Raw genomic sequence first — 24,504 nt, forward strand, 5'->3', positions numbered from 1 at the left:
AAAAAGGAAAGCTGACCAAACAGGAGAAAACTGAGAAGAAAAATACAACCAGTTTCCCGTTCACCCTCCTTTTGCCGAGTATCCTTACCATAGTATATGCTGCTCCTGCCCCTACTCCGCCTAATGCTCCAATAAGTGCAGGAAACATTGTTACATCACCTGTCGGCTTTATGATAAATATTGCTCCTACGAAAGCACCAAAAACTGCTATTCCCTGAAATATAGTTATCTTTTCTTTTAAAAGTATAAACGAAAATATAATTGCAAAAAATGGTGACAGCTTATTTAACATATTAGCATCCGAAAGCTTCAGATGGTCTAAGGCATAAAAATTACAAATTATTCCTGCCGTACCGAAGGAGGCTCTCAGTATAAGAAACTTTAAGTCTCCTTTATTCAGCTTTATTTTCTCTCCAATACCGCTAAGTCCTGCTCCTGCTATAAAAACGGGAACAATATTTCTAAAAAAGGCCTTCTGCATTGTCGGAACATCTCCTGCAAACTTCACAAACAAGCCCATCAAGGCAAAGCCTAAGCCTGCCAAAAGAATGAAAAATATTCCTTTCTTTTTATCAGATATGTTCATTCATATACCTCTTTTACTCTGTAAATCTTTTCATAAGGCTTGATGAATCCGGCAGGCACTTAACCGATATAATCGAGGTTATGACTCCCAAAACCATCCCGCCAAGCACATCACTCGGATAGTGTATGCCTACATAAAGTCTTGAAAATCCCATTAAAGACGCAAGTGTCAATGCTATGACTCCATACTTCCAAGGCATTACCATAAAGACCACAACTGCCAGTGCAAAGGCACTTCCTGTATGTCCTGACGGAAACGAATAGTCTGTCGCCTTACCGACTAATAGGGTAAGTCCGTCTATCAGCTCATAAGGCCTTATCCTCGCCACCCAATTTTTTATAATAAGATTAGTTAGTATAAATTCAATAGCAAGGGATACACCCATCAAAATTCCTACTTTTCTAAGTTTCTTAAAATACAAAAACAAGGCTACTGCTATCAAACAGATTATGCCCGCATTATTTGATAAAGTAAAAGGTATAAGCAGTGCATTAAGCAGCGGATTCCTTACATGTTCCTGCAAATACAACAATATATTATTATCTAAATTAATTAAAATTTCTGCCATCCATCACCTAATACTTAGATTTTACAGTGCATTTACCCTTTCTATAAACCTAAGTATTCCCTTTCTTCCATTTTCATCATCTTTATACACACCTGCATCTGTAAGAACCTCAGAAAATACAAGTCCTATTTCCTGTCTGATTATTTCTTCTGCATTTACTTCATTAAACTCTTTATGACGAGCCATAAATTCGTCTACCCAGTCTGCGTGTTTAGCTAAAACTTCATCCTTTCTTATATCTTCTCCCTTAAGCAGGGCTGTTCTGAGGCTGTCCATTTCACCTTTCAGCCTGCCCGGAAGCACTGCCAGTCCCATTACCTCTATAAGCCCTATGTTTTCTTTCTTTATATGGTGCAACTTATCATGTGGATGGAAAATACCCAAAGGAAACTCCTCGGTAGTCCTGTTATTTCTAAGTACCAAGTCTATTTCAAAGTCTTCTCCCCTGCGTCTTGCTATCGGAGTTATAGTATTGTGAGGCTCTCCGTCACTTTCGGCATACACATCTACCTCTTCATCAGAATATCCTCTCCAAAGCAAGAGTATCTTATCTGCAAGTTCTGCAAGCTTTCTATAATCAGCACCTGTCAGACGGATTACAGACATAGGCCAGTTTACAACTCCTGCCCTTATATCCTCATATCCCTTGAATTTTACTTCTGTACGCAGTCCTGCTCTAGCCATAGGAAATTCATAGTTTCCGCCCTGAAAATGGTCATGTGTAAGGATAGATCCTCCAACTATCGGTAAGTCTGCATTTGAACCTGCCATATAATGTGGAAATTTTTCTGTAAACTCAAGTAACTTAAGAAAAACTGCCCTGTCTATCTTCATTGGCACATGTCCCTCATTCAATATGATGCAGTGTTCATTATAATAAACATAAGGCGAATACTGTAGGAAATAGTTTTCTCCGCCAAGAGTGAGCGGTATAATCCTATGATTCTCCCTTGCAGGCTTATTCATATCTCCTGCAAATCCTTCATTTTCTCTGCAAAGCAGGCATTTAGGATAGCCTGATTGCACCAGCTTCTTAGCCGCAGCTATTGCCTTAGGGTCTTTCTCAGGTTTAGAAAGATTAATTGTTATATCAAGTTTTCCATAAGGAGAATCTGCCTGCCATTTCACATCTTTTATAATTCTGTCTTCCCTGATATAATTAGTTGCCTTGCTGAAATCATAGTACCAGTCAGTAGCTTCCTTTGGACTCTTCCTGCATAGAGCAGTAAACTTAGCCACTATTTCCGAAGGTCTTCCAAGCAGACAGTCCATAATTTTAGTATCAAATAAATCCTGTTCTGTAATTGAATCGCTTACAAGCCCCTCTTCCATTGCATATTTCAAAATATCTTTTAAAATCTCAGCAAGCTCCTCCTTACACTCTGCCACTTCTCCACTTCCCTGATAATCTGAAAGTCCAAGAGTATAAAGAAGTTTATTTCTTGTATACAAAACATCATTTTCTTCTAATAGTCCTTTTGCAAGGCCAAAAGCAATAAGCCTATCAATAGCATTGTAAATCATAACCATTCTCCTTGTTACATAAAATTATTTTCCCCACTAAATCAACAGCATACCGGAAAAAATTCCAAAATAATGCCCCAAAACATAACCCAGTGTTCCTATTAGAATACTAGGTATTATAAATTCCCCCCACCCTTTTGATACTACCATAGCTACCGCTGTAGTAGGCCCTCCTATGTTTGCATTTGAGGCAATCATTATCTCTTCCACAGTAAAATTAAATAATCTACCCAAAGTAAATGATAAAACCATATTGACTGCAACTATGATTACTGCCACTACGAGAAGTAAGGGTGCCTCTTTTATAACAGCAATAAGTGATGCCGGAGCACCTATAACAGCAAAAAACATATGTATAAGAAAAGTACCTACTTCCTGAGCTCCTTTTATCTTTGACATTTTATTTGGAAATATAGATGCTATAGCCACAATTAACAACACCATAATAAGATATTTGTTACCAAGAAATCCGGATACAAACTTACTGGTTATACCGCCTCCCGGGAAAATACTTTTAATACGCAAAGAGATTTTTGTAGCTATCGTAACAATTGTAAAAGCTATTGCTATTGCAGCCGCCATATCTTTAAGTGAAATTTCCCTTATTCCCCAGTAATTGGCAGCCTTATTTTTATTTTCACTTTCTTCAGCACAGCTTATAACCTCTTCTTCATACATACGCCTGTATATTTTTTTAATGATTGCCATTCCGGGTATTGAAATAAGCACTAAAATATAAATTATCATGACAACATTATCTGCCACAATAGCTGCAGATACTATCTGTCCGGACACCTCGTAGTACTGTGACATTGCTATAAGATTTACTGAACCACCTGTATAAGTACCTACAAACATAGGTATTATTCTCCCCAGTTCAGGAATTACATTTTTTAATACAAAATATGCTATAAATCCTCCGGCTATAGTACCTATACTGCTTAATAGATACATAGCCAAGGCACGTCCCGACTCTTTTTTGATTTTCTTAATATCAGCATTAAAAAGCAATAACGGTATTGCAAGTGGTACCACATAACCCAATACATTATCATAAACCTGTGCATCTGTAGGTATTATCCCAAGGTTCGAAAGAACCATTGTGAATACAGATGCCAAAATACAGCCTGTGACTTTACCTGCCCAAGCATATCTCTGCTCTAAATAAATAGCAAGGGCTGCACACACAGCTAAAATTGTCCATAGAGTCCAAGTATCATCTGCTGCCCCCCCCCCCCAAAAAAAAAGTTAATGTCCCCATATAATAACCTCCTTCTCCTAATATAAAATTATATCAAAACTATATACCTAGCAGAATAATATGTCAATGTTTTTCTACTATAAGCCTGTAAAGTGTAGGACTTAGTCCATATTCCTCCATCATTCTCTTTACCTCTTCTACGGCTCTCTCTTTCACAGACTTTTGCTTATTAGGATTTTTTACCGCCCTTATAAGTATATTCTTAGGTGTATGGCTAAGGTCTACAAACTCTAACAGATTGACATTATATCCCATATATTCCAACATATTACCACGCACCGCATCCGTTATCAGTGCAGAAAACCTTTCTTTTATTATACCATACTTAGTCATCAGTGAAAACTCATCACTTCTTATTTGATTATTCAGCTCATGCTGACAGCAGGGTACAGAAAAAATATAAGTTGCTCCCCAATTAATTGCGTTATGTATCGCAAAGTCCGTAGCCCTATCACAGGCATGCAAAGTAATTACCATGTCAACCTTAAACGGAGCATAATATCCGTTTATATCTCCTAATTCAAATGAAAGCGTGTCATATCCGTATTTTTCTGCTGCCTCATTACATTTTTTAATTACCTCCTCTTTGAGGTCAAGTCCTATCATATTAACCTTTATCTTCTTAATACGGGTGAGATAATAATAAACTATAAAAGTAAGGTAGGATTTGCCGCATCCAAAATCTATGATATTTAAATGTGTAATTATTTTCTTTTTAAGCTCATCATCTATAATTTCGATAAAACGGTTTATCTGCTTATATTTATCATACATAGCATTAACCACCTTGCCCTCAGCAGTAAAAATTCCCATATCTGCCAAAGGTTCAATAACCTGTCCTTCTTCGAGTATATAATTTTTCTTTCTGTTATTGTTTCTTACCTCCTTAGCTAAGACTTTATTATCCGCTCTTTTTATATCAAAAAATACCTTCCTTTTCTTTGTAAGCTTAATTGATGCTTCTTCTGACAGACTCCAAGCATTTAACTGCAAAAAATTCTCCCCAAGCTCATCAAGGCAAAGCCTTTTAACCCCTTCTTCATCCAGATTTTTATGAAATACCTGCGTTGCAGTATAGCTTGCCGCCTGATAATATCTCTCCTTCTTCTCTATCTGAATCCGTTTCACAACTAAGCTTTTTGATACATTATTACTTATTATTATTTTAATTGGAGAAAGCCTCATAAGCTCTTCTACTGTTTCCTTCAACGTAATAGCCCTATTTTTCATAAAAATCCTTTCATTTATTAAACAACTGACAAAATCACAAAATTATGCTATACTTATAAAAAGGTTAATTCCTTTTCTTAATTATAACATGTTAAAGGATGATTTTAGTATGAAAATTTTAAGAAAATTTATTTTTCTCCTGCTTGTACTCTCCGGCATTTCCTTAATGCTGTTGCCTACTTATAATAAGTTTAAACTTAAAGATGAAGTAAGGACTGCTGTAAAAATTGTAGAGGAAACACCTCCTGAAGTACTTAAAGAAAACGAAGAAAAGGAGCAGCCTGAAGAAATATTTGATTTTGAGCAGGTTGAGGAAATATCTCCTACTGCCACATTGCTTGACCATGGTTCGATTGATAAAAGCCTTCTTATAGGCCAACTTGTAATCCCTTCTCTTGACATGAACCTCTGTATTTTTAAGGGCACTACCAACTATAATCTCTTAAGAGGTGTAGGCACAATGAAACCTGATGACAAAATGGGTAAAGGAAACTACACTCTCGCCGGCCATAACAATGGTGATAAAAGTCTTCTTTTCGGCTCTCTTATGGATATAAAAAAGGGCGCAATTATAAAAATTACAGATAAAAATAAAATCTATGAATATAAGGTAATTGAAACTAAGATTGTGCCGAATACCTCTCTTGAACTTTTAGATGATGCTGAAGCTGATAAAGTCGGAAAGCCCATCATATCGCTCATGACCTGTGATAAGGGAACTTGGACCAGCAACCGTTTTTTTGCAATAGGAAAATTTGTAAAAAAATATAAGTATCGTGAAGAGAGCATGGTGACAAAATAATAATAAGGGGCTGTCGCATTAACAAATTTTAAAAAGTGATATGCTCCCTTCTAGGCAGACAAGAGAAAAAACAAAATCTCTTACTGCCTGGAAGGGAGCATATCATTCTATATCTCATCATTATTTGACTACATTTTTCCGCTCTTAATTTTTATAATAAGTATCATTACTATGAAAATTATAGTTACGAATAAACTACCCTCTATTCCAAATTTTCCACCAGTGAAAACACTGTTTCCCTTAAAGTTAAATCTTGTAACATAATCGTTAACTACGATTCCACTGATTTTACCATTTATAATAAATGTTATAAAGATATTCCAAATAAAATGTATCCCACTAACTAAAAAGATATTCTTAAAATAAGCCATTATCCAACCCAATAGTACAGAAAACAAAAATAGGTTAATCACCGCTATTGGTTGACCTTCTACACTTAATAAGTGAACCAATGCAAATATACTAGCTTGAATCACTATTGCAAATCTATTTCCATTCTTCTTTTTCACCACATTTTGAATATAGCCTCTAAATAAAATTTCTTCCGATGTAGCTTGTATCAAAAACCCAATAAGCATCATAAATGTTACTATAATATTTATATTTTTATTGATTTCTAATTGCCCTGATAACCCAAAATATGTTACAGCGATTACTAATACAGAAAGTATCGTTCCGCAAAACATACCTTTATAATATCCTTCAATCACTCTTGATGTTATTCCTAAACACGATAGCTCTTGCTTACTGAATAAGGTGTTAATCAGTAATATAACAAACATATCAATAATACAGGAATACAACAAATAAAGTATTTTAAATGTATCTCTTACACTATCTACTAGCATTAATAATACTGCTCCTGTAACCACTTTAGATATAATTACCGCTATCAACATTATGACAACTAAAAAAATCCAATTAGAACATGTAATATCTCTAAAATCCTTATATTTTTTCATAATAAAACCTACTATCTTAGCACATAACATCATCATTTGCTATCATCGAGGATAAATATTTAATTTCAAAATAAATAATTAAGCAAGCACATATACTTATTAAAAACATTAGCTGATTAGGTATAATATATGTATTTGCTACCAAATTTCCTATAATAACAATTGATACTATTGCCGTAATCAAAGAAATATTTGTTGATTGAAATTTTATTCCAAAAATTAACGAAAATAGTATAACAGTCAAGCTAATCATGAAAGACATTATCACAATATTAAAGACACCTAAGACATCAACTAAGTAAAACGTTGAATTGCAATGCCTCAAAATATTTCTTCCAAAAAGAATGTATGTTATATTGACCATACACAATATAGAAATATATAGCACCGAATAAATGTATATTGCTGAATTCAATTTACTTATAAACATCTTATTTCTACCACACGGATAAATATATGTCCTTTCTCTAAAATTCCCTATATATCTTAATACTATATTCTTGTTCAGAATATAGACCACAGATATAGTAATAATACTCAATGCTACTGTAGATGATAATGTTACTATTCCTCTACTACTTTGTAATATCAAGTCTGTATCTATTTTTTCAAATTTGCCCACTAATGAAAAAAAAGCCAAAGAACACACTTGAACAATCGGAATCAATATAACTAAATACTTTAAGTATTTCTTAGCTTTATTATATTCATATTTTCTATCCATTGTGCCCTCCCATTTTCACTATTTCAAAATATTCTTCAATATTTCCAATATTTTTAGACGGGAAAGAAGAAATATCATCAGTAGACATAACTTTTCCATTATCCAAAACAACCACGCTATCAATTATGTCGTCCAATTCTCTAAAAGAATGACTTGATATTATTACAACTTTATTTGATTTTCTAAATTCTTTTATTATACTTTTTAGCTTACTTATCCCTGTTCTATCTAATCCGTTGAATGGTTCGTCCAATAACAAAATATCCGGTCTATGTGATAAAGCAATTGCAATATTTAATTTTTGTTTCATGCCAAGTGATAGTTTAGATATTTTAGTTTTAAGTGAAATATTCAAATCAACATAATTAAGCAATTCAATAAGATCTACATTTTCATTGACTCCCATGTAAAATAAATGCTCTTCAAATACTTCGTTAACAGAAAAAGAATCATACTCTTCAGGAAAAGGTATAACAATTCCCACATGCTTAAGAATGTAATTCAATTTACTAAAATGCTCTTGTCCATCGTACACAGTTATAACTCCGCTATAACTAGTCAATCCTGTAATTGTCCTAAAAAACGTAGTTTTACCTGCTCCATTATTCCCAATAAGCCCATATATCTTATTTGATTCAAAACATAAATCTATATCTTGAAGAATAATTTTCCCTTGTATAAATTTACTTAAATTATTTACTACCAATTTTTCCATTTACTTCCTCCTTGCTAAAACATACATTGAAGCCAAGTATGAAACTGCTCCCCAAATAAATACAATTAAATAATCCATAAAATTAAAATCATTTAATCTAAATAAGCTAAATCTAATAATATTGCTTACTGGTACAAATGGTAGATAATTATATATATTTGACATCCAATTTGGCAATCTATCGGCTGAGTAAATAATTGGAGAAAAAAGTAATCCTCCAATCATAATAAGCTGAGTTACCAATGTCATCATATTCGGTGGAAGTAAATAAGCAATGGAGAAACCAAACAAAATCAGTGATGTTATTACAAATAATAAACTTATACTACCAATAATCCCAAAGTGCATATTCATGTTGAAATTCATCGAACCAATAATCATGGATACAAAAACACCCGGTAATGAAATGATCCCCCACACAAGTAAATCTGATATTAAAATTCCTATACGTGATATTGGTAATGTTTTTTGGTAATCAAATATGCCATTTTGTTTGGCTTCACTTACAATTTGAGGTGCCAACACACAAGTAACCGCAATAATATTTATTGTTACAGCCCCAGTACAAAGAAATGATTTTGATAAATCATCAACTGCATTTGTTACAAAAGAAAAACCATATATTATAGATAGAGATAGCAAAATTTGCACCACAATAAATACGGGAATATAAAATTTGTGTCTTATCAAACTCCATTTAACTAGTCCAATGGAGGTATTATATCTATTTTTAATCGTCATCATCTATCATCCCTCCGTAAGTATCATTTAAGCTACCAATTTTTAGGTCATAGCTTATTATTTGTTCTTCCCTTAGTAGTTTTAATGTTGTCTCTACCGCATTTATAACTTCACTTTCTTTTAAAAAAACTAACAATCTTTTTTCTTCATCATAATATTTCGTGTTATAAACATTTCGGAAAACTGATATACTATCTTTTTCAATTCCGATTATATTTATAATATGTTCACCGCCTTTTAAACTCTTACCACATGTTTTCGTATCTTTTTTCACACAACCTTTATCTAGTAAAACATATCTATCTGCATATTTTTCCACTTCAAGAAGGTTATGAGTAACGATTATAACAATGACGCCATTATCAGCAAGTTTCCTCAAATACCTCCACATTACTATTCGCCTAACGGGATCTACATCGTTAGTTGGCTCATCCAATAAAACCACTGGTGTATCTGATGTTACTGTCATTGCAAAAGATGTCAGCCTTTGTAATCCCCCCGACAATTTTTCTCCTGATACATTTCCCCATTCATCAATCTGTAATTCCTTAATAATATTCGTTGCTTTTTCTTTCGATACCCCTTTAGAAAACCCCTTCACTCTTAAAATACTATCAACAGCCTGATAAACACTAACTCCTTTGATGGGTACCTGAAATTGAGGCATCGATGATACTAATTTTCTTGCCAAGGATGGTTTATTTACAATGTTAATACCATTAATTAATATCTCACCGTTTGTAGGCTTGACCAATCCTATAACTTGATTCAGAAGTGTAGTTTTTCCTGCTCCATTATGACCAATTAATGCAGTTATTTCCCCACTTTCAAAGTTTAGGGATATATTATCATTTGCCTTAGTGTTGTTTTTATATAATTTTGTTAAATTTTTTATAGTTAAAACAGTTTTGTTCATATCCTACCTCCAATCCACAAAATAGTCTTATACACTATAGGCATAATCCAAAAAAACAGTAAATATAGATCTATAATCTTACCTATTACACATGCAATTCTCCATGCTAAAACCTCTTTTTTAGTTAGTACATTTCTGTTTGTTTTGTAGTCAATATCAATTAACGGATTATCCAATAACATCATTAAAAAATACTTTCCGTCAGTTTTCCTATGAAATCCAAACTGCCAAATAATTCTCAAGAACATTATCGACATTAAAATTGTCTCAATCTCATTATTTAATACTTTTCCAATAACCAATAATATAGACAGTACTACTATATCTATCATAATCCCAGCAGATACTGCCATTAACCTTGAAAACACTGACCATGTCCAAACATGTGTTAATGAAACATATGCTGTTGATTTCTTTAAGGATATACTAAGCATTCTTTTTATATTCTTTATATTGTTAGAAAATATCAGATGCATAAATTCATGAAGAATCGTTGTCCCAACAGAAAATGAAATGCCAATTAAAATCAAACCAAAAATTCTCCTGTCAAAAGGAACTATATACAAGCTATTCCAAATTAATTTTTGACTACCATACAATAGGAGTAACAGAACACTTAATCCAAATACTACCATTAGAAAAATTTGTAGCATTCTAAAAATGTTATTCTTGGGTTCCTTAGGTAAACCATTTATCTCATTATGTTCATCAATTAAAAAACCATTATTTTTCAGTATTTCAAATAACTTCTTATTTTTTGTTATATTTATTTTATCTTTTTCTATAACGGTTAAAGCCACTTCTCTATTGACTACTAATAATTCAGCTCTATCTGCATATAAAATATATTCTCCATTTTTCATCTCACGATACGAAATATCCTTTAAAGCACAATCATCCGTATCTTTAAATTTATTTTCTATCATAATATCTAAATATTTCCCATTTGTCTGACTTACCATTCCCACAAGTAGGACAATCCTCTTCATATCTTGTCCATGATGGGTGTGTGAACGAAGAACCGTCTTCATAATTTATTTCGTATTGTGTACTAAGGCTTCTAGGTTCTGCATATCCAGTTAAAATTCTTACTGCCTCATCAACGATTGCAGCTGTCAATTGATACATAGCTGGTGCATAGGCAACAGTTGGCGGATTAAAATCTATATCCCTAAATCCCACAAATTGCTCTACAAATTTATCATCATGAAGTGTATAGTGTATATTCAAACAATCAAAACACCCTGTCATATTAGGTATTACCGAAAAAACTCTTCCTCTGCTAACTTGTGAAGCACCGAATACACATGGAATTTTTGCTTCAACAACAGCTTTATTGACTGTTTTTTGTGCTATAAACGGTGGCTCATCTATAACGCAAATAACTAAATCTACTCCCTTGGTATATTCCAATACATCTTCATACCTTTCTATTTTTTTGTTATGTCCTTCTACATCAATAGTTGAATTCATTTCTTTCAGTGTCCTTACAGCTACATCAACTTTCAGTTGTCCTAAATCAGATTCTTTATATAATAATTGTCGTCCCAAATTACTTTTTTCAACTTTATCATAATCTACAATTATTATTTTTCGAGGACCCAACCCTGATAGAAGAGTTAATATGTTTGAACCTCCGCCACCGAGACCTAATAATAAAATTGTGCTATCATTTATCTTCTTCTGAATCTCATAAGCACTCATCCCATATTTCATAAATCTGCTAAAGTAATTAATATTAGGAATATATCTTTCATCTATACCATATTTAGAAAAGTCTTCAGACTCTTCTATTAAATCCTCATTACTTAAAATGTCTAATCCATCTATTACATCTTCCTCTGTTAAATCCGGAAATTCAGATTTCATGTATTTTAAAATATCGCTAAGCTCTCTGCCATCCAAAATTGAAACTAACTTATAAAGTTTTCCCTCAGGGTCTTCAAATTCGGTCGTTATTCCTAATTGAGCTCCTATGCGAAATAATAATTCATTTAGCTTATATACAGGATATATTGGTTTAACTCTTGGTCTAATATATTTATTTTCCATAATTTCTCCCTTATAAAAATCAAATGGTAGCCCTAAATGTTTGAATAGACCTACCACTTGATTAAGATTAGTGGTTTCGACTATCCTTACCACTTACATTTACGTTCTCAACATAAACTCAACACTAAACACAAGTCCATTAATAACGTTATTTATTTTGAATTTACCGAAAACGCACTGACTCTTCTCTTGTCATAATTAAATTATAATCCACCATGCTGTTGCATTTGCACTTTCTGCTTTACGCACTCTAATGTTTTTCATGCTAACAATCTCCCTTCCTTAAAATTTTAATTGATTGATCAACCTACTTAGCAGTACTGCTAAGTACATACCATTGGTATGTACTTATATGTTAACATACTCGTGGTATGTTGTCAATATCTTTGCTACCAATTTATTTGGGTAGTGAAATATCCAATAAAAAAACGCACAATTAGTAGTATATTACCTACCAACTATGCGTTATATTTATAGACAAAAACCTATTTATCTACTTTACTCATTAACTCCTTATCAAAAAGCTCTATATCAAATTCTTTAAGCATGGCATTAATAATCTTCATTTTATTCGCCATTTTGAACTTTTCATCTTGAAATATCAATGGATTTAACCATAAATTCAATAAAACTACTATCATTTCAGACAACTCATTAGGATACTTTGTTCTAATGCTTCCATCTCCAATTCCTTCATTTATTATTGGCATAATAAATAAAGGAATTGTTACTTCCTTCATTTCAATAATAAATGCTGAAAGTAACTTTGGATTATCTAGTAAGTTAGGTGACATATCCGTAATAGTTGCCCTATTTTCATTATCAAAACTTGACTTAACAATTTTTGATAACTTTTCAGCTCCACTTAATTTATTATCGTTTTTTATTTCGTCAAATAGTTGTATATTTTTATTTCCTATCTCACTAACAACTGCATTAAAAATATCCTCTTTTGAATCAAAATAATGATATATAGCTCCCTTAGTAAGCCCATCCAATCCATTTATAATATCCGAAATCCTAGTTTCTTCATATCCTTTTGTCAAAAATAATTCACATGCTACATTTATAATTTTATTTTTTGTATTTTCTTTATCCTCCATATATCAAAACCCTTTCCATTTTAATTTTTATATCTCATCATCAAAAGAAAACACATCATTAGGTGTGCAATCGAGAGTCTTGCATATTTTCTCTAAATTCTTAAGTGTAATAGGTTTATTTTTCCCCATTTGTGCCATAACATTAGTTGTTAATTCCGCCATCACTATTACTTCAGTTTTCTTCAACCCTTTTTCAGCCAGTTGATTCCATAATGGTCTATAATTTAGTGCCATAAAAGTCCTCTTTATTTTTTATCGTTGATATATTATAACATGAGTATTGAGTGCAATCAATATTTCACACTATAATTTCGCTCTCATAAGAAAATATAAATTGCAACCCTAAATGTCAGTATTTTATAAATTTTTTTCTAGGCTCTTATAGACCGCATTTGAGCTCAGCCAACCAAATATTTTTCTCGGATAGTTATTCATAAATTTCTCTATCTCTTTGATCCTCTTTTTACTGAAACTACCTATGTCCATGCCTTTGGCTATGAATCTTCTTATCAGCCTGTTATTGTTCTCATTGCTTCCACATTCATACGAGCAGTAGCTGTGTGCATAAAAATACTTTATCCCCATTTCCTCAATTGCCTTCGCATCAGAAAACTCCGTTCCATTGTCACTTGTTATGCTTTTAAACATCTTAGAAAATTTACCCCTGTGTATCCTTCTAAGCCCTTCAAGAGCCTCCACTACTGACGCACTGCTCTTGTCCTTTATCTTTACTATTATCTCCTTCCTGCTTAGCCTCTCCGTAAGGACGAGCAGGCAGGCCTTTGACCCTTTCCCTGACACCACTGTGTCCATCTCGTAATGCCCCAGCGTAAGGCGTGAATTTATCTCATCAGACCTTTTCTCAATGCTTTCACCACCACGCTTTAATGACCTCTTTTCCTTCTTCCTTACAGTCTTTTCCTTTTTCTTATATATCAGGTTTGAACGGCTTAGGCTCAGAAAGAGATTTCCATTTATATAGTTATACAATGTTCTTAAACATATGTTCACCCTGACAGCATTTGATTTCGCAAATTCTAATGCTGCGTATGGAGACATCCTCTCATAAGTTGAATATAGATCAGTCAGATCCATTCCCTCCACAAACTGACTGAGTAACCGCACAGAATCATTTTCAGGAATAATTGTTTCAATATTTAGCGGAAGTTTTAGTTGATATATTCCGTCATTCAAGGTATAATTTTTATGTGTTAATTTGGTTTTTTGTATAACTTAATTATACACCAAAAGCCAGACTTTTAGGAGTCTGGCTGCTATTTTTTTAGAAAAAAAGGAGCTGGGCACTAGTTCTTAGTGCGACAGCCCCTTTTCACTATCCTATCGTTACTCTATTTTTACCTAACTGCTTACTTATATACATCTTCTCGTCAGCCCTTTTAATAAGCGACTCTATGTCATCCCACGCATTTATTATAGTGCCTCCAATTGAAACCGTAATATTATATCTGCTGCCATCACTCTCTTTAAGAACTGAATTTTCTGTAAGCACTCTTATTTTTTCTGCTATAGCCTCCAGTTCAATTTTACTTACCATAGGGAAAACTCCTATAAATTCCTCGCCTCCCCATCTTCCCACAAAATCTGTCTTTCTTATTGCACTTATAAAAGTATTTGCCACCACTTTCAATACCTTATCACCCATGTCATGACCATAAGTATTATTAAAATTCCTAAAATCATCTATATCCATAAAAAGTATTCCAAAAGTAAGGTGCAAATGTTTATACTCCATAAACCTTGATTCAAGGATGGACTCTAAATATCTTCTATTAGGAAGATCCGTAAGCTTATCATATAGAGCAAGCATCTTTAATTCCTCTATAGAGCAGCTCATTTCCGTACAACTGTCCCTAAACTCTTTGTTTATTTCATTTCCAATAAGTTTCTCAAAAACTTCTCCTGCCCCGACAAGCTTATTATCTATATATAGAGGAAAGGACTTTACTTTTACCCTTACCCTATGCCCTTCTTTATGATGAAGATACACTACCGTCTCCCTGGGGATTCCATCCTCAGTTGTATCCTTTAACGGACAGCCGACTACACATACTTTATTTCCTTTTTCATCAACATGACTTAAAATATCATGATGGCAAAATTTACCTACTACCTCTTCTTTTGAAAAACCGCTAATTGTTTCTGCACCTTTATTCCAAAATGTAATCTGTCTGGATTTATCTACAAAATATACACCTACATCCATATTTTCAAGCATGACTTTGTAGATACCGCCATCTTCCATGTCAATTGTACTATGGTTCATATTTCCCTCCTGTGAAGGCATTATGGTTACTATAATTTCTATTTTCACAATCACTATAAGAATAATGGGTTTTAATCACTATGTCAAGCATTGTTGACTAATGTTAAATTTTTCTATCTTTCCTAAGCCATATTAATATGATAAAATGGGAGTGCAATATGCAACTTTATTTTAAGGCGTGATACGTAAAGTGAAAAAGCTGCATAATCAGATAAACTCTGATTTGCAGCCCCTTTTTTACTCAACACTTTTAAGAGAAGTTGTCATGTCTATTTTCTTAATAATAAAATACATAGCTAAATTAACCATTACAGAGAAACCAATTGTAATAAGGCTGCTCATAATATAACTGAAAATACTTATATTCCTTCCAAACATCATCATATCTACCTCTACTGTCACAATAACATATCGGTGAAGTATTTTGCCAAATATCAGCCCCACCATTATTCCAAAAACAGTGAGCAGGATATTTTCCCTATATACATAATGTGAAACCTCATTATCATAAAAGCCGAGTACCTTAAGAGTTGCAAGCTCCCTCTTTCTCTCAAGTATATTAATGCTATTCAAATTGTAAAGTACCACAAAAGCAAGCAGTCCTGCTGCAATTATAAGCACCAGTGTAACTAAGTCCAATACCTGTAACATACGGTCTATATTATCTTCAAGCTCATCTACAAACAGCACTCCAGAACAACCTGCATAAGATAAAAGTTTACTTCCCAAATCCTGTTCGTCCACCTTTTCCCTGTCAAATTTCAAGTGAAGAGTATTGTATTCAGGCTCTTCTCCATATAATTTCTTATAAAGTTCAGGTGAGAGAAAAAGATAATGTAACACATAGTTTTCTACTATTTTATCTATTTTAACGGATACCTGCTTCTTTCCATCTCTGGTAATATTTATGCTATCTCCCTCTTTTACATCTAACATTTTCGCTGTCTTTTCCGATATATAAGCCCTATCACCGGTTGGAAAGTCATATTCTACGCCTGTAGTCCTTTTTTTGATAGTCAGAAAATCTTTTATTTTCTTTGTATCCTCAGGTATGAAGAGATTCGCACTCCTTATATTATCTCCATTAGTCAAATCTACAGCAAGAGATTGTATCCTGATAGTTTCATCCACTCCGTCATAGTTTATGGCAGCCTTTACCGCCTCAGCTTTTTCTGCCTCATTTGCCTTAGAATTAAGCGTTATATTAGCATCGTAAGTAAATATCCTTATGTACTGCTTCTTTGCTATCTCATTGATAGAGTCTTTAAGTCCAAAACCTACAAGCAAAAGCCCCATACAGCCGCCTATTCCAACCACTGTCATTATCAGCCTTTTCTTGTATCTTGCAAGATTTCTGACAGTAGACTTCCTTGTAAAATTGAGTCTTTTCCAAATAAAGCCTATTCTCTCTAAAAGTACTCTTCTGCCTGAACTTGGTGGAAGTGGACGCATAAGTGATGCCGGATTTTCAAGGAGCTGTGAAAGTGCTGAAATAAGTGTTGCCGCTACCGTACTTACTGTTGCTGCAAGTAAAGCCAAAAAAGCCTGTTCATAGTTTATAGGTGTAAAACAATAAGGCATTCCTCTAAACAATGTTCCATAAGATTTTATTATAAGCAGCGGTAGAAACCTTTCACCTATCACTACTCCTATAATTCCTCCACTTACTGTTGCAAGCAGTGCATAGGCTATATATTTTCCTGAAATAGCTGAACTTCTATAGCCCAGTGCTTTAAGTATACCCATGCTCATTCTGTTCTCATCTACCATTCTGGTCATTGCAGTAAGGCTCACAAGGGCTGCAACCAGGAAAAATATTACCGGGAATACATTGCCGAGGCTGTCCATACGGTCTGCATTCTGCTTAAAACTTACATATCCTTCCATCATATTTCTGTCAAGTACATAAAAGTCAGGCTCTTTAATATCTGCCACATCTCTTTTTGCTTTAGCTAGTTTTTTTCTGCCTTTTTCAAGTTTCTTACTCGCTTTTGGAAGCTCTTTATTATATTTTTTCTCAGCTTTTTCTAACTTTTCTTTGTTCTTTGCAAGCTTTTCTCTTGCTTTATCAAGCTCTTTCTTGCCATCTGAAAGTTCTTGACTAGCCTCTGTTAATTTATCTTCATTCTCCCATATTTTTCTTTTAGCATCCTCTAGCTCAGCCTTTTTATCTTCAAGTGTAGACTTACCATCCTCAAGCTCTTTTTTGCCAGCTACAAGCTTTTTGCCTGCGACTTCAAGTTCTTTTTCATTCTCCTCAAGCTCAGCTTTACCTTCCTCAAGCTTTGTTTTGCTTGCAGCCAGAGTTTCTTTAGTCTCATCAAGGGTAATTTTTGCTTCATCCAGTTTTAGCTTGGCTGCATCCAGCACAGCTTTTTCTCCCTCAAGCTTAGCTTTAGCTTCAGGCGGAGCCATTCCTGCCTGTTCTGCCAAATCAAGCTTAGCCTTAGCCTCTGTATAACTCTTTAAACCTTCTTCATAAGCTTCAAGGTTTTTTTCGTATTCAGACTTTCCTGCCTGATACTTATTAAGTCCCTCTTGGTACTTTTTTTCTCCCTTATCCAGCTTTTCTTTTGCTTTATTTAACTTTGCAAGTCCTGAGTTATATTGCTCTTCTCCCTCTTTAAGCTCTTTTTCTTTATCTTTTAATAGCTTTTCAGAAGAAGCAAGCTTTTCTTCACCGTCTTTTAATTCTATTTTTGCCTCTAATAGTTTATTCTTTCCATCAGCAAGCTCGTTCTCGGCATTTTCTATTTTTTTCTCTTCTTTAGCAAGCTTCTTTTCACCTTTTTTTATTTTTTCCTTTGAGTCATCTATCTTCTTTTTAGCATCACTTAGCTTTTTCTCTCCGTCTTCAAGCTTCTTTTCTGCATCTTTAAGTTTATTCTCTGCCTCAGTTTTTACTTCTTCATATCTTCTGCCATTTATCTTAGTTTCAAGCCCTTTAATATCCTCTTTAATAACTTTAATCTTATCTTCATAAGTCTTTGAATAAGTCATTAAGGCTTGCATACCATTTGCTGCCACATAGGCTTCTGTATAAATATCAGACTTGAAATTCTCCTTAGGTATCATCATAAATACATCAATAGAGCCGTCTCCGACTGAGCTTGTCCCCCTGCTGCCTCTCTCTGGATAATAAGGCAGGTTACAAAAACCAGTTATCGTATAAGTCACATTTTCAAGGTCAGAGGAAAGGGATGAATCATCATCTGAAGAAAGGGTTATTTTATCACCCACCTTGTAATCCGCAAACCAGAATATCTCAGCATCTACAAGACATTCATCACTTTTTTCAGGCATTCTTCCTTCTGTAATATACGGCTCATTTATACCCTTTGTAATTCCTATAAGTTTAATTACTACCTCTCTTTTTTTTGCATTTAGGATTACCTCTTTTGTATGACCTCCCTCTACATTTTCTACTCCATTTATCATTTTTATATCAGCCAAATCTTCATCAGTAAGTCCAAGTGTGCTGAGTATCTTAAAATCCATAAGCTTAGTATCGTCATAAAACTTGTCTGCTGATATCCTCATATCACTTCCGGAAGAACGAAGCCCTGCAAAAAATGCGGTTCCAAGCATTACTATAAAAAAAATGGAAATAAAGCGTCCAAAGCCCCTTGCTATTTCCCTAAAAAAATCTATTACCAGTTTATTTTTCATATCTACCCCCCCCTCTATCTTACCACTCTATGTCGTCTACTGATATAGGGTTCTTGTTGATTTCAGCAGAGCTTACCCTCCCATTTTTAATGTGAATTACCTTATCTGCCATAGGAGTAAGGGCTGAATTATGTGTAATTACAACTACTGTCATCCCCTTCTCCCTACAAGTATCCTGAAGAAGCTTAAGTATTTCCTTGCCTGTAACATAATCCAGTGCTCCTGTTGGCTCATCACAAAGCAAAAGCTTAGGGTTCTTGGCAAGCGCCCTTGCTATAGCCACCCTCTGCTGCTCTCCGCCTGAAAGCTCCGCAGGAAAATTATTCATTCTATGTGAAAGACCGACTTCTTCAAGTACTGTTTTTGCATCCATAGGCTCTTTACAAATTTGAAGAGCCAGTTCTACATTTTCAAGGGCTGTCAGATTTGCCATCAGATTATAAAACTGGAATACAAATCCTACATCTTCGCGCCTATAGGAAATAAGTGCCTTCGGACGCAGCTTGCTTATATCTGTATTATCAACAACCACAGAGCCCGATGTAAGAGTGTCCATACCGCCCAGTATATTTAGTACAGTAGTCTTGCCCGCTCCTGAAGGACCTACTATGATTACGAATTGTCCCTTATCTATATCTAAAGTTACACCATCACAGGCATTTATTGCATTACTTCCCGATTTAAAAGTCTTTACTACATCTTTTAACGAAATATATCCAGCCATCTCCTCTCCTCCCATTACTAAATCATAATATCATAATACCCTTATTCTTTTTCATATCAGCCTTATTCTTATACATATTTTCATCTGCCTCTGAGAGCAGCATCTTCATAGTACAGTCTGTCCTACCCTTTGAACAAGAGTATCCATATGCATAACTGAGAGTGAGGTTCGGATGCTCTTCATTAAATATTTTCACATTTTCTTCTATTCTCTCAAATATCATTTTAAGACCATCACTTCCGGGATTATATATAACTCCTACAAACTCATCTCCACCATACCTTCCTACAAAGTCATGTTCCCTCATAGAATTTTTTAAAATATCAGCAAATCCCTTTATAAGCTCATCTCCGGCAATATGGCCAAGTCTGTCATTGGTAGCCTTAAGTCCATTTAGGTCAAACATCACACTACACAGTTCTTCTGTTACAATCTCATTATTAAATACCTCTTCACAACGACTTTTATTCGGCAGTCCTGTATGTACATCTATATGCATCTCCTTTATGAGCTTTACATTTTGTTCTAAAAGTTGTTTTTTATCTGCATAGTCCATAACCATAAAAAATATTATACATACCACCACAGCTCCCAAAATTATCTCCAAAACTCTCAAATGATCTGCAAGCTCTTCATAATAAGCCTCTGCTGCATTTACAGTATTGCTTGACAATGCAAAATATTTCTCACTCTCTTTAATCACCTTCTCTTTCAGCTTAATCTTTTTCTTACCTCCGGAATGCTCCATAGCCTCAATCATATCATATAAATAAATCCATTTTTCTCTTTGTATTTCAAGATTTTTTCTAAAATTTTTATTATGAATCTTAGGCAGTTTTAATTCTTCACTACCATTCCACAATCCATCTAAAACTTTATTATATCTTTCTACTAAATCTCTGTCATGTATACCAAAATAACTCAACTTTACATATCTTTGTGCTCCTGATCTGGCAAAACCTGTATCATTTATCAGTCTTCCCGCATCTGAAACTTTTTCTACCTCATATAACATTATCAGAACCAATGCTAGAAGTACAACAATAAAAATGTTCTGTAACCTATGTCTTACATTTTCTCTCATCTTTCCCATTAAAATTTCCCCTTCACGATATATTTCAAATTTACTTTTACAATAAATATACTACTTTGAATATATATGTTATAAGTGTCAAAAATATGAAGGAAACTGCCAAATTTAATTTTTTAGTAATTCTTCTCTTATTTGTCACTAATTGTTCACTTTTTGGGTATATAATGAGCAGGTATAATCATCTTGAATATATGCTTTAGTATCAATTTTACAAGTAGAATTGATAGTTTGTAATTAGATAAATTTACTTAATTTTGGAGATATGTATGAATAATAATTTTGAACCGGCTGAAGATAACGAACTTATGGCTGTACTTAACAATAGCGATAAAGAAAAGATAGCAAAAGCTATAGATAGATTAAACACACTTGATTTTAGTTGTATTTCAAATGAAACCAAAGAAAAAATCATAGAGCTTTTCAAGGAAAATACTCTTCCTGTCGAAAGGCTTTTTGCTAATTACCGTTGTGCCATTATGGAAGTTGAAACCAAGTTTAAGGTACTTAACGAAGAATTTTCCCTTATCTATGACGGCAATCCCATTGAAAGCATAAAGTCCCGTATTAAAAGCAACGAAAGTATATTAAAGAAAATAATAAGAAAAAACCTTCCATTTGATTTGGATGCAATCGAAGAACATCTTGAAGATATTGCAGGTATAAGGGTAATCTGCTCCTTTATTGATGATATTTACAAACTTGCAGATTGTTTTTTACGTCAGGATGATATTACCTTGATTAAAATGAAAGACTATATCAAAAATCCCAAGCCTTCAGGATACAGAAGCCTACACCTTATAGTTGCAGTTCCTATTTTCCTTGAAAATGAGAAAAAGCTTGTTAAGGTAGAAGTACAGTTTAGAACCATAGCTATGGACTTTTGGGCTTCCCTTGAACATAAACTGAGATATAATAAAAGAATATCACCTAAAATGTTAGACGAACTCTCTCGTGAGCTAAACGAATGTGCAACCGAAAGTGCCGAGCTTGATTACAGGATGCAGAATGTGAAAAATACCTTTCTGGGGAAAGGGAAGCAGAACGATATTTAAATCCCATAAATCTTAAACAATCCCCTGATTTAAATAGCAGAATAAGTATCCGCTTTTAAATCAGGGGTTGTTATTATTTAGAAAACATAACCTTCTCCGAGTCAAACATCTTGGTAAGTACCAATACTAAAATTCCGGTAAATACAATATTTACCACAACTGAAATAATTACATTTATACTTGAATAAGAAAACTTAAATATCTCATTCATACAAAGTACGCTGTTGTATAGCGGTATGATAAACATTGTAACAGGTGTTTCCGTATCTCCCTTACTAAACATAGGCAATAAACTAATTACCATAATTACTATCATAAGAGGTGAGATGATGGTAGCAGATTCCTTTACACTTTTTGCAAAGGCTGAAAGCACCGATATAAGAGCAACCATAAGAATAGTTGTTGATATAATTACCACAAATAAAAGAGCAAAATCTTTGCCACTGTAAAATGCCGTATCTATGCCGCCTCCGCTCATTCCCTGATACATAGCGGGGAGAGAAGCAAAGGTGCCGATAGAACTTGATACACCTGAAAGAAAGGCGATTATGCTAAGTGCAAATATCTTACCCAGTGCAAGTGCCTGTCTGCTCATAGGGGTTACAAGAAGGGTTGCTATGGTTCCTCTTTCCTTCTCTCCCGCTATAGACTCCGGTGCGACCGCAACACAACCCGACCAGATAAATATCATAAGCAGCATAGGAAGCATACTTCCAAACATTTTACCTGTCATATCCTCCTTGGCAGCAAGGTCGTAGCTTATTTTTTCATCAGCATTTACATCAAATTTATTGCTGAGTTCAGTCTCATAATTACTTAGAATGTCTGTAAACATACTATATGCTGCACTTGATTCTGTTTTTGCCGAATTATAAAAGATTTCAACCTGAGGTGCTTTACCCTCACCTGTCTTATATTCTGCTACCTCTTCATCAAAATTTTCCGGAAAATTAACCAGAAGGTCAATTTCTTTTTCAGAAACAAGCTTTTTTTCAGCTTCCAAATCTCCATCAACAGTTTCTATGCTAAGGCCTACCTTATCTAACTTCGAGTTAATAGTAGCCGGAAGATTTTTTATATAAACTTCCGATATATAACCATCTGCTACACCAAACTGCTGCTTCATCATATTGCCCATAAATGTGTACATTATAAATATCATAATACCCGGGAGTAGGAGGGTTGTAATTACAAGCCTTTTATCCTTAAAGAATCTTGCCATTTCTTTTCTGAATATTGTATAAATATTATTCTTCACTTCCTGCCACCTCCGAATAAATATCAAAGAACCTGTCCTCTAAGCTCTTTCCTGCTTTTATTTCTTCTACAGAACCGTAAGCTGCTAACTTACCTTCTATAATTATAGCTGCTCTGTCACAGATTTTTTCTATCAGACTGAAAATATGTGATGAAATAACTATAGTTTTTCCTTCCTCTTTTAATTCTATAAGGAAGTCCACAACTGTCTTTGCGGTAATTACATCAAGTCCGTTGGTCGGCTCGTCAAAGATGATTATTTCAGGATTGTGAGCTATGGAAATAACAAGTGAAACCTTCTGCTTCATACCGGTTGAAAGGTCACCCACTTTTACCTCTGCAAACTTATCTATGCCAAATTTTGCAAAAAGTCTGGTCTTGCGTTCTTCTCTTACCTTCTCATCAACTCCATGTAAATCCGAGAAAAAGTCAAAGAGGTAATTAGGTGTAAAGAAATCTTCTAACTTAAGTTCACTTGTAAGAAAGCCTATAGTTCCTCTTACTCCGAAAGGATTTTTCACTATGCTTTCACCGTTTAATACCGCATCTCCCGAATCAGGCTTGATGAGAGTTGCAAGCATTCTGAGCGTGGTGGTCTTACCGGCTCCATTTGGTCCTAAAAGTCCGAATATCTCACCTTTTTGTACAGCAAAGGAAATATCGTTTACTGCTACCTTCACCTTTTCTTTTGTCTTTTCAATCTTTTGTTGTTTGGCTGACAGCTTAAATGTCTTTTTAAGGTTTATTATCTTGATAATCTCTTCCATATATTCTCCTTATGCTGTTTTAATAGTTATAAATTTAAGTTTCTTCATCTGTCCACTTATAAGTATAAACTTCCTTCCTACATATTATATTTAAATATTATCATTTATACACTCTTTTATCAACAATTTATTGTTTATCAGCACAATTCTAACCTCTTAAGTTTGCTTATAGGAGTTCCGTCTATTATAATATGACCTTCATTAAGCTCGTAAAACTTCATAAATTTTATCAATTTTTTACCTAGATTTTCTACAAATTAATTGACTATTATTGCCTCATATCTTAAAATTATACTGTTGTCACACCTACACCGGCAACGGAAGGGAGGTGCAGCAATGAAGATATTGTCAGAGTTTTTATTCCTTCTCACAGTAAATGTAGCAAGTTATATCATTTACAAATGGCTAGAGAAGAATGACGGTGACAACAATAGCCTATAAGCACGAAAAGCCCCTAAGGTCTGCCAACCTTAG

General features: G+C 34.0%; 22 protein-coding genes. 2 read left to right on the top strand and 20 right to left on the bottom strand.

Annotated features, from left to right (window positions below; translation table 11 throughout):
- The 5 genes from ACTTKP_RS04825 to ACTTKP_RS04845 form a co-directional block, all read right to left on the bottom strand.
- A partial coding sequence (locus tag ACTTKP_RS04825) for a DMT family transporter (RefSeq protein ID WP_442552773.1) occupies positions 1–586 on the bottom strand: 586 nt, incomplete at its 3' end.
- A 13-nt stretch (positions 587–599) separates the two neighbouring features.
- Entirely contained in the window at positions 600–1,154 is a 555-nt protein-coding gene (locus tag ACTTKP_RS04830; RefSeq protein ID WP_442552774.1) for a phosphatase PAP2 family protein, read from the bottom strand.
- Positions 1,155–1,175: 21 nt separating this feature from the next.
- The gene (gene galT / locus ACTTKP_RS04835; RefSeq protein ID WP_442552775.1) at positions 1,176–2,678 is read right to left on the bottom strand and encodes a UDP-glucose--hexose-1-phosphate uridylyltransferase; all 1,503 of its coding nucleotides are present in this window, start codon (positions 2,676–2,678) and stop codon (positions 1,176–1,178) included.
- Positions 2,679–2,714: 36 nt separating this feature from the next.
- Positions 2,715–3,866 (bottom strand): DUF819 family protein, encoded by a 1,152-nt coding sequence (locus ACTTKP_RS04840; protein ID WP_442552776.1) that lies wholly within the window; start codon positions 3,864–3,866, stop codon positions 2,715–2,717.
- Between the two features lie 136 nt (positions 3,867–4,002).
- A complete protein-coding gene (locus ACTTKP_RS04845; protein WP_442552777.1) occupies positions 4,003–5,169 on the bottom strand; it encodes a class I SAM-dependent methyltransferase in 1,167 nt (388 codons plus the stop codon).
- A gap of 109 nt (positions 5,170–5,278) precedes the next feature.
- On the opposite strand from ACTTKP_RS04845, the gene ACTTKP_RS04850 reads away from it, so the two are divergent.
- Complete coding sequence (locus ACTTKP_RS04850) at positions 5,279–5,971, top strand: class A sortase (protein WP_442552778.1); 693 nt, start codon at positions 5,279–5,281, stop codon at positions 5,969–5,971.
- 128 nt (positions 5,972–6,099) lie between these two features.
- Here ACTTKP_RS04850 and ACTTKP_RS04855 read toward each other — a convergent pair whose 3' ends face one another.
- The 13 genes from ACTTKP_RS04855 to ACTTKP_RS04915 form a co-directional block, all read right to left on the bottom strand.
- Positions 6,100–6,933 carry a CPBP family intramembrane glutamic endopeptidase gene (locus tag ACTTKP_RS04855; RefSeq protein ID WP_442552779.1) on the bottom strand — a complete coding sequence of 278 codons (834 nt, stop codon included), beginning with the start codon at positions 6,931–6,933 and terminating at the stop codon, positions 6,100–6,102.
- A gap of 716 nt (positions 6,934–7,649) precedes the next feature.
- On the bottom strand, positions 7,650–8,372 hold the full coding sequence (locus ACTTKP_RS04860) for an ABC transporter ATP-binding protein (RefSeq protein WP_442552780.1): 723 nt from the start codon (positions 8,370–8,372) through the stop codon (positions 7,650–7,652).
- On the bottom strand, positions 8,373–9,116 hold the full coding sequence (locus ACTTKP_RS04865) for an ABC transporter permease (protein ID WP_442552781.1): 744 nt from the start codon (positions 9,114–9,116) through the stop codon (positions 8,373–8,375). It lies immediately after the preceding gene.
- Positions 9,103–10,029, bottom strand: coding sequence for an ABC transporter ATP-binding protein (locus ACTTKP_RS04870; protein ID WP_442552782.1), 927 nt, complete (start codon positions 10,027–10,029; stop codon positions 9,103–9,105). Before ACTTKP_RS04870 ends, ACTTKP_RS04865 begins: the two co-directional genes overlap by 14 nt.
- Entirely contained in the window at positions 10,026–10,997 is a 972-nt protein-coding gene (locus tag ACTTKP_RS04875; RefSeq protein ID WP_442552783.1) for a hypothetical protein, read from the bottom strand. Before ACTTKP_RS04875 ends, ACTTKP_RS04870 begins: the two co-directional genes overlap by 4 nt.
- Complete coding sequence (locus tag ACTTKP_RS04880) at positions 10,942–12,081, bottom strand: ThiF family adenylyltransferase (protein WP_442552784.1); 1,140 nt, start codon at positions 12,079–12,081, stop codon at positions 10,942–10,944. Before ACTTKP_RS04880 ends, ACTTKP_RS04875 begins: the two co-directional genes overlap by 56 nt.
- 485 nt (positions 12,082–12,566) lie before the next feature.
- Positions 12,567–13,184, bottom strand: a complete 618-nt coding sequence (locus ACTTKP_RS04885) for a TetR/AcrR family transcriptional regulator (RefSeq protein ID WP_442552785.1) — start codon at positions 13,182–13,184, stop codon at positions 12,567–12,569.
- Positions 13,185–13,211: 27 nt separating this feature from the next.
- Positions 13,212–13,418: a helix-turn-helix domain-containing protein gene (locus ACTTKP_RS04890; RefSeq protein ID WP_442552786.1), complete on the bottom strand. Its 207-nt coding sequence runs from the start codon at positions 13,416–13,418 to the stop codon at positions 13,212–13,214.
- A 123-nt stretch (positions 13,419–13,541) separates the two neighbouring features.
- Entirely contained in the window at positions 13,542–14,414 is an 873-nt protein-coding gene (locus ACTTKP_RS04895) for an IS30 family transposase (protein WP_442552802.1), read from the bottom strand.
- Positions 14,415–14,517: 103 nt separating this feature from the next.
- A complete protein-coding gene (locus ACTTKP_RS04900) occupies positions 14,518–15,468 on the bottom strand; it encodes a diguanylate cyclase domain-containing protein (protein WP_442552787.1) in 951 nt (316 codons plus the stop codon).
- Positions 15,469–15,705: 237 nt separating this feature from the next.
- A complete protein-coding gene (locus ACTTKP_RS04905; RefSeq protein ID WP_442552788.1) occupies positions 15,706–19,137 on the bottom strand; it encodes an FtsX-like permease family protein in 3,432 nt (1,143 codons plus the stop codon).
- Positions 19,138–19,156: 19 nt separating this feature from the next.
- A complete protein-coding gene (locus tag ACTTKP_RS04910; RefSeq protein ID WP_442552789.1) occupies positions 19,157–19,861 on the bottom strand; it encodes an ABC transporter ATP-binding protein in 705 nt (234 codons plus the stop codon).
- Positions 19,862–19,883: 22 nt separating this feature from the next.
- Positions 19,884–20,954 carry a GGDEF domain-containing protein gene (locus ACTTKP_RS04915; protein WP_442552790.1) on the bottom strand — a complete coding sequence of 357 codons (1,071 nt, stop codon included), beginning with the start codon at positions 20,952–20,954 and terminating at the stop codon, positions 19,884–19,886.
- A gap of 266 nt (positions 20,955–21,220) precedes the next feature.
- Between ACTTKP_RS04915 and ACTTKP_RS04920 the strand changes: the two genes are divergently transcribed.
- Complete coding sequence (locus ACTTKP_RS04920; protein ID WP_442552791.1) at positions 21,221–22,006, top strand: GTP pyrophosphokinase; 786 nt, start codon at positions 21,221–21,223, stop codon at positions 22,004–22,006.
- A gap of 73 nt (positions 22,007–22,079) precedes the next feature.
- Here the strand turns inward: ACTTKP_RS04920 and ACTTKP_RS04925 are convergent, their stop codons facing one another.
- On the bottom strand, positions 22,080–23,264 hold the full coding sequence (locus tag ACTTKP_RS04925) for an ABC transporter permease (protein WP_442552792.1): 1,185 nt from the start codon (positions 23,262–23,264) through the stop codon (positions 22,080–22,082).
- Positions 23,254–24,030, bottom strand: coding sequence for an ABC transporter ATP-binding protein (locus ACTTKP_RS04930; RefSeq protein ID WP_442552793.1), 777 nt, complete (start codon positions 24,028–24,030; stop codon positions 23,254–23,256). Before ACTTKP_RS04930 ends, ACTTKP_RS04925 begins: the two co-directional genes overlap by 11 nt.
- Between the last annotated feature and the right edge of the window lie 474 nt (positions 24,031–24,504).

The organism is Catonella sp., assembly GCF_052169795.1.
Classification (GTDB): Bacteria; Bacillota; Clostridia; order Lachnospirales; family Lachnospiraceae; genus Catonella.